2 protein-coding genes are annotated in these 2492 nt (G+C 70.5%); both read right to left on the bottom strand.

Annotation, left to right across the window (positions count from 1 at the left end; all coding sequences use genetic code 11):
* The coding region (locus FPV26_RS12490) for a hypothetical protein (RefSeq protein ID WP_147654200.1) at positions 1-1129 on the bottom strand (1129 nt) is incomplete at its 3' end.
* The gene (locus FPV26_RS12485) at positions 1126-2085 is read right to left on the bottom strand and encodes a hypothetical protein (protein ID WP_147654199.1); all 960 of its coding nucleotides are present in this window, start codon (positions 2083-2085) and stop codon (positions 1126-1128) included. The genes FPV26_RS12490 and FPV26_RS12485, both read right to left, overlap by 4 nt.
* Between the last annotated feature and the right edge of the window lie 407 nt (positions 2086-2492).

The raw sequence follows: 2492 nt of genomic DNA, 5'->3' as shown, positions 1-2492 counted from the left end.
GATGCGGCTGGCGTGTGCCCTCGAACGGTGGTGGCACGCGCACGGGTTGCTGCTGCAGTTCCCCGCCGCCGCGCGTGGAGGTGAGGACGTACTGCCACGTCGTCTGGCGCGGGTTGCCGTGGACGGCATCCATGAAGGCATCGTATTCGCGCGGATGAATCGTCTGGCAGCCGGCCGAATCAGTGCTGCCGAGCGAACCGCGGTGGATCTTGAACGAGTTGTTGAGGGGCTGGCGACCTTTGACGTCGGTGGCGGTGAACCAGCCATCGCCGTTGGTGTCGCGCTCCACCTGCCCCGCCCCGCGCTGCACGGCGGCCGCCGTGGGGCGCAGCGCGCGATCCACGCCCGTGGCATTCCACTCCCTGCTCACCGGGTGGGTGGCTGGCTGCAGCTCATAGATGCCCTCGCGCAGGCGGCCGAGGTCGCGCAGACCATCGCGGTTGGCATCCTCTCCCTGGATTCTGCGCGGCTTGATGCTCTCGTAACCGGCGGCGGGTGGATGCCCCCGGTGGCCCGCACGGTGGTCGTATTGTGCGGTCGGTTCGGTGCTGGCCCGCGGGGCAGCCTCCAGATTCCGTCCGCCCTGCGCGTCGGTCCACAGCACCACGATGCGGTCGTCGTAGACCCCCGTGCCCCGTGAGGACTCGTCGAGGGGCGTGCTTGGATCGTCCGGCTCCTGCCGGTCCGGATGCCCTCGGGTGGCAGAAGCCCGGGTGTCGGTCTCCTGCCGCAGGCCGAGGATGACGCGTTCCTCCGCGCGATCGAGCGCGCGTGCGATCGCGCCGTTGCCCCGCACGCGGGCGATGCTGGCGTAGATGTCGTATTGCTGCGCTTTCGTGAGGACTTCCACTTCGGTTCGGTGATCGGGCAGACGCGGCACCCCGCGCGCGGCATCCAGTCGCTCGAGCGCAGGGCCGAGGCCCGCCTGCCGGGCATCGTGCGCCCCGGCCGCGAGGCGGTCGCCCGCGAAGGCGACCACGTAGCGGTCCAACGCCTCCTGGATCGCCGGCGGCTGCGCGGCCCGGCGCTGCTCCAGCCGCTGCAGCGCTTCGAGCATCTGTCCCTGTTGCGCCAGGCGGACCACCTCATCGGCGCTGGCGCGGATGTCAAAAGCTTGATCGCGGCTCATCGCTCAGCCCCCTTGCCTGCCATCTCTCCATCGAGCTCGATCCACCGCGACCCGGGCCGCAGGTCGCCGAAGCTGTGACAAGGACCGAAAGCATCACGGCGGCTGTGACGCCAAGGCGCGCAGGGCCACAGCGCCCGCGGTACCCGCTCGCGCAGTTCGAACCGCGCCCCGTCCCAGATCACGAATCCGAAATGCCCGTCCCATACTCGTGGGTATTCGGACGGCGGCGGATCCACGGGGTCATACTCGGTCACCCAGCGCGTGGTGGATGTCTCCGCCAGTTTGTCCAGCAGTTCGAACGGCTCGCTGACGCCGTACTCCTCCATGACGCGTTGTTCGAGCGCTGTGGGCGAGGGCGGCAGCGGCATCACCGCCGCGGTGACGTCCCGGGCCTGTCCGTCGGCCTCGAGCCGGAATACCTGCCGACCGTAGACGGCTCCCGGACAGATCACGTGGGCTCTGCAGGACTCGGTCCACACCGCATACACCGTGTCCTCCGGCCGTCGGCCCTCGAACGAGCGCAGCACCAGAAACGCATCGGATGTCTCGCCCAGATCCACGAGCACGTCCGGCCGGGCGCCGAAGCCCGGCACGAGGCGATAGCTCACCCGCTCGAACGGCCCCTCCGCGGCAAACGCCGGTTGTCTCGGCAGCTTCGGTGCGATCGCCCGCCACGCCTTCGCCATGTGCCGCGGCATCGGTCCGAAGCAGTACCCGGTGCGCATGACCTGAGAAGTGGTGCTGAAGGGACGGTCCGGACGCCCGGGATAGAAACACTCCGCCCCCATCGCCCGCTCCAGCGCAAACGGTGCCGGCCGTGCGATGGCAGGCAGTTCGGGCAGACGCTCGAGCGGGTCGGCCGCGGCCGGCGGGGCATCGGCCGGCCGGGCAGCGGCGCAGCCGAGGACCAGCAGCGCGGACAGGACGGACAGGGGGTGACGGCGGAAGCGTGGCATCGCGAGTCCCTTCGGCAGATGGTGGCGTGGATGGCCGTCGCCGTGCGTCCGGCATGGCGGGGGGTATTGCACTGCAAAACCCGCGGGATGGCAAGCGCGTGCGGTCGGACTGGGGATGCGCAGCGTGCTGCACCCAGCGCCGGGCACGGCGCGGAAGGCCGCGAGCAGCGAGTCGGAGAATGACGGAGGGACGCGGAGGAGGCCCAAGATTCAATTGCCGCCGGAACATTGCCCTCCGGTCCCGGTTCCTCATCATCTCAGCGCCAGGCGCGGGGCCTCCGGTTCGCCGCGCGCGTGCGTCTGCGCCCATGCCGGCGACGGCGGCTGCGGCTGCCCGTGCTCCAGTTCCGCCAACCGCTGCAGCGAACGCTCGACCGGGGTGGCGATCGCCGCAGCGGTGCGCAGGT

The organism is Vulcaniibacterium gelatinicum, from assembly GCF_008033445.1.
Classification (GTDB): Bacteria; Pseudomonadota; Gammaproteobacteria; order Xanthomonadales; family Xanthomonadaceae; genus Vulcaniibacterium_B; species Vulcaniibacterium_B gelatinicum.
This window is presented reverse-complemented; position numbering and strand designations above follow the sequence as displayed.

Coding starts and splice junctions, on each gene's coding strand:
- FPV26_RS12485 (WP_147654199.1), bottom strand. CDS start 2,085: ATGCCACGCTTCCGCCGTCACCCCCTGTCCGTCCTGTCCGCGCTGCTG.